Source organism: Campylobacter showae CC57C (assembly GCF_000344295.2).
In the GTDB taxonomy this organism is placed as follows: Bacteria; Campylobacterota; Campylobacteria; order Campylobacterales; family Campylobacteraceae; genus Campylobacter_A; species Campylobacter_A showae_B.
In genome coordinates this window covers 1-4251 of sequence record NZ_AOTD01000109.1, presented here as the reverse complement: position 1 = coordinate 4251, position 4251 = coordinate 1, and the positions used below count along the sequence as shown (strand labels likewise).

General features: G+C 36.6%; 4 protein-coding genes and 1 pseudogene. All 5 read left to right on the top strand.

Annotation, left to right across the window (positions count from 1 at the left end; translation table 11 throughout):
• The first annotated feature begins 125 nt into the window (after positions 1–125).
• Positions 126–819 (top strand): annotated as a pseudogene (locus tag H740_RS04105) (CRISPR-associated endoribonuclease Cas6).
• Between the two features lie 166 nt (positions 820–985).
• Positions 986–2563: a TM1802 family CRISPR-associated protein gene (locus H740_RS04100; protein WP_231679308.1), complete on the top strand. Its 1578-nt coding sequence runs from the start codon at positions 986–988 to the stop codon at positions 2561–2563.
• Positions 2560–2751 (top strand): hypothetical protein, encoded by a 192-nt coding sequence (locus H740_RS12105; protein WP_231679307.1) that lies wholly within the window; start codon positions 2560–2562, stop codon positions 2749–2751. The genes H740_RS04100 and H740_RS12105 overlap by 4 nt, the downstream gene beginning before the upstream one ends.
• Positions 2752–2763: 12 nt before the next feature.
• Positions 2764–3705, top strand: a complete 942-nt coding sequence (gene cas7b, locus H740_RS04095) for a type I-B CRISPR-associated protein Cas7/Csh2 (RefSeq protein WP_002951628.1) — start codon at positions 2764–2766, stop codon at positions 3703–3705.
• Between the two features lies 1 nt (position 3706).
• Positions 3707–4251: CRISPR-associated protein Cas5 (gene cas5, locus H740_RS04090; RefSeq protein ID WP_002951627.1), on the top strand; the 545-nt coding region annotated here is incomplete at its 3' end.

The window sequence follows — 4251 nt, the reverse complement described above, 5'->3', positions numbered from 1 at the left end:
TTGCGGATATTTTAGCGAATTTGACGGCTAAAATTTAAAATTTTGCTAGATTTTTTAGTAAAGTCGATTTTTAATGCAATATTTTTTATAATTGCATTAAAAAATTATCAAATTTAAGGATAAAAATGCTCACGATAACCTCACGTTTGCCAAGCGCAAATTTAAAAATTTCAAAAGCGTTGCCCCAGCTCATCCAAGGCTACATCTACCGCTATTTACCAAGCGCCGAGCACGATGGGTACAGGCATGAGCCCAGCGGCAAAATTTTTAAACGAACGAATTTCGATTTTCGTTTAAATGGTGCAAATTTGCGGATTAGATTTACCTCTTATGAGCCGGAATTTGAAAAAATAATTGCGCTTGCCGTGCTAAAAGATGGGCTAAGCTTGGGTGAGATTTGCCTGTGTGATACGACGGTGGCGGTGAGCGAGCATAGAACTGCGCAAAGTGAAGCGGTACTGCAAGGCTGCGTGGCGTGCGCTATAGGCGGGCTTTTGGGGACATAAAATTTACCTGCAGCCGCAAGACTCCAGGCATCTTGAGATAATGAAAACGAATGCTTTGCAAAGATTTGAAACGCTTAGCGGGCACAAATATAGCGGGGAATTTGAGCTAAATTTGCTCTGGCAAAATTTGCAAAATTCATTTAATTTTTACTACGGCAATAACCGCTCCCCAGTTCAGGCATGGCAAGCGAAATGGAAAATTTGCGCGCAACCAGAGCTGATAAATTTGATCCTTGATGCGGGCGTAGGAAGCGGATGTATGAACTGCGGAGCGGGGTTTGTGGAGATAACAAAGGAAAAGCAAGTTAAGTAAAATATAAATTTAAAAGCCTATAAGGAGAACAAGAAATACTTGCTTTTCAAAGAGCATTTTATAAAAACATACTCAAAAAATCAAGTAAAATCTATGTAAATTATAATAACTTGACATCAAAGATTGCTTGCAGTATAATTATGCCAACTTAATTTAGGGGAATCTCTTGGGCGATATAGTTAAAATTTTCGCCGACATAGGCGAAATATATCAAAAAGACGAAAAACGTCTCAAAAATGAAGCCTACAAATACGACGCAATCAAAGTATATCTCTGCGACATAGAAAACAAGCGAATAGAGCCGAATTTAAACATAAGCAAAGACGATCTGATAATATGTAGATTTGGCGTAGGCGCAAATTCCGGTAATCTTTTTCCAAATTCTCAATTTTTATCCAAAGAAGTAAATAAAGACGAAGCTAAGTTTATAAAAGGCGTTTTGAGATCGGTTTCAAATTTGCTCTCGTGTTTTGAGCCGAGCAATATAGAAAAAGACGCTATTTTGTCTATATTATCAAGCATAAATGAAGAATATTTTGCCGATATTATAGATGAGATCAAAGGCCTTGATGAGATTAAAAAGGAAAAAGGCAAAAAAGTCGCTACTTTTTTCTCGCTCTCATACAAGGGCAAGCCCGTTTCTGCCTATTTTAAGCAAATTTTTGAAAATCATATCAGCGTAAAAGAGCAAAAATCATCTTACGGATACGATATTTTGACAAATGAAAAAGGTATCGGCGGTGATGCAAATTTGGCGTTTTGCTCGGTAAATGAGATGCCTGCTAATATGCAATTTATCAAATCAAAACTACTGCCGCTAAGCACTATTAGCGCAAAAAAGGTAGAAAACGGCTTTAAAGCGATAAAAGATAAGCTATCGCACAATTTTTACGGTATGAAAATGGCGATTTTACCGACGATTTTGGGTAGCTCGGTAAATCTAGAAGAGATTATAAAAATACTAGAAGAAACTTCAAAAAGTGATATGAAAAATATTGAGATGGCCGAAGAAGTTATAAAATTTAGCATAAATGATTATCTTGAGATCGCTGCTAAAAAACAGGAAAATTTACCGGTTTTAAATACGATTTTATTTTATACGCAAAGCAACGCAGCTATCGATTTAAAGCTTGCGATAGATGACGTTTTGCCCTCTTTTATCTCCCATATTTCAAAATTAATGGGCGATTTTAACATAAAAGCTTTCTATGAAAAAAACAGCGGAACCGATGAGACGATATATCTTCAAAATTTGTTTGAAGATAGGCTAAGCGTGATGAGCTTTTTGTTATCGCGAAATAAATTTGATTTAGAAATTATGATAGAAAGATATAGCGATCTGATTTGTTATGGTAGCGTCAATAAGGACTATGCGGAGAAATTAGAGTGGAGTAAATATTTTAACGATTTTTACAGGCAAAGAACGATTGATGTTATTAAAAAATATCAGAATTTTTTTAACGAGATCAATGTGTTAAATAAAAAACTAGTGTTTCAAAAGGAGTGCGATTTGGAAAATTTAACCGATAAAAAAGAACTGATTAAAGAGCTAATCAAAAATAGCGAATTTTTAAATCAAGATGACGCGCTTGCAAGCGCTTATTTACTCGGTATGCTAAGCGCAGCTCTGATAAACTGGCAGCTCGGCGTTAACGGCGGCGTATCGTTTAGCAACTGGCTCAATGACTGTGGCTCGATAAGTAGGGAAAATTTGGAGCGAATTTGGACTAAGTGCGAGAGATGATTAGAAAGCTTAAGGCGGCTTCTGGCAAGCCAAATTCTAGTGTTGAAAACATAAAAGAGTGTTTGATTGAAATTTTACCGCAAGTATTTTCCAAAGAAGGCAAAATAGTAAAAAGCTCACATACCACGCTTGCTTTTGCTATGGGCGGAAGCGATTATCGCAAATTTCTAAAAGATAAAACGAAATAAAAGGAGAATAAAATGCAGAAAAAAGAGATACTTTTTTTATGGGATGGAGAGAACTGGAATCCAAACGGCGATATGCTAAAAGATAACGCTCCAAGATGCGATGATGAGACCGGCATCGCCGAAGTGACGGACGTGCGCATAAAAAGAACTATCAGAGACGAGATTATAAAAAAAGACGAGGCGTCGATTTTTATAAAGGAGTATAGGATAGAAGATGCCGTACTAGACGCTAAAACGGCGATCAGACAAAGCATAAACATAAAGCAAAGCAAAAACGAACTACAAAAAGAAATTTTGTCTAAATTTATCGATATTCGCGCATTTGGCGGCGTCTTGCCGATTTCGGATAAAAACGAGATGAAGCAGGATAAAGAGATAAAAACCGCGGGCGTTCAGTTTACCGGTCCGGTGCAGTTTAGATTAAGCAAATCTTTAAATAAGGTTGAGATAGAGCACGTAAGAGGAACCGGCGCTTTTGCCAGCGATTACGATCCAAACGATCCTAAAAAGCAAAAAGATCAAGCGACTTTTAGAGAGGAAAAATTTTTAAAATACGCTGTTTTTGCTACTTACGGCATTATTGATAACTACAATGCGGCAAAAACGGGCTTTAACGAAGCCGATGAGGCTAAAATTTTAAAAGCTTTGTGGCACGGCACTAAAAACCTAACGACTCGCTCCAAAATCGGCCAGACTCCGAGGTTTATGCTAATCATCACGTATAAGGACGATACGTTTGCGGGCGATCTAAACAATAGCATAAGCCTAAAAAGCGAAAAGGAAGATAGAGCTATAAGAAGTATCAACGAATACTTTATCGACTTTACAAATTTAAAAAATAAACTCGCAAGATATGCCGCAAATATAGAAAAAATAGAGTATATGAGCGATTATGATTTTGAAGCGATAAACAAAGAAAATTTTGATAGTAGCTGGAAAAAGATAGAGGCATAAAATGAGCATTATTGCTTTTAGATTATTCGGCGATTACGCTCATTTTTCGCATCCGGCAACGATTTATTCTAGTCTGACCTATCCTGTGCCGCCAAAGACAGCTATAATGGGCTTTTTAGGCGCTGTTATAGGCGAGGAGGAGTATTTTAAGCTATCCGGTATCAAATACAGCGTAAAAATAGATAGGCAAATTTTAAAAAAGAGTTTTGTTTTTAACGGCATAAAATTTGCCCTCTCAAGCAATATGCACATAGAGGAAGGCTATCAAAACGCCAAGGAGAAAAAGCAATTTTACAGAGAGCTCATCTGCTCGCCGTCTTATGTCATATTTTTAAATTTAGAAAATTTAGAGCAAGGCTATCGGGATAAGATAATTTCAAATTTGAAAGAGCATAAAACCGCCTTTACGCCGTATCTTGGGATAAACTTTTGTATAGCTGATTTTAGCTGGATCGATATAAAAATATGCGAAAAAATATCGCAAGATGAAATCTTTATAGATACATTTACGCTTATGGATGATTTTATTTTTGACGGAATTAACGA

Excerpts from the sequence above, each read along its gene's own strand:
- H740_RS12105 (WP_231679307.1), top strand. The coding sequence starts at position 2,560 with ATGATTAGAAAGCTTAAGGCGGCTTCTGGCAAGCCAAATTCTAGTGTT.
- cas7b (WP_002951628.1), top strand. The coding sequence starts at position 2,764 with ATGCAGAAAAAAGAGATACTTTTTTTATGGGATGGAGAGAACTGGAAT.